At 51.4% G+C, this 218-nt stretch carries 1 tRNA gene; it reads right to left on the reverse strand.

Annotation, left to right across the window (positions count from 1 at the left end):
• Positions 1 to 118 precede the first annotated feature (118 nt).
• Positions 119 to 205, reverse strand: a tRNA-Leu gene (locus DO88_RS00005).
• Positions 206 to 218: the final 13 nt, after the last annotated feature.

The raw sequence follows: 218 nt of genomic DNA on the forward strand, positions 1-218 counted from the left end.
CTCGGGCATCGAGTTTGCTATTTAAAGCAAGTGGATAAAACTAATATGGAGCGGTACACGAGGCTCGAACTCGTGACCTCGACCTTGGCAAGGTCGCGCTCTACCAACTGAGCTAAAGTGGTGCCCGAGGCCGGACTTGAACCGGCACGACTTGTTAGTCGAGGGATTTTAAATCCCTTGTGTCTACCAATTCCACCACTCGGGCATCGAGTTTGCTA

This window comes from Pseudoalteromonas sp. S3431 (genome assembly GCF_000690035.1).
Taxonomy (GTDB): Bacteria; Pseudomonadota; Gammaproteobacteria; order Enterobacterales; family Alteromonadaceae; genus Pseudoalteromonas; species Pseudoalteromonas fuliginea.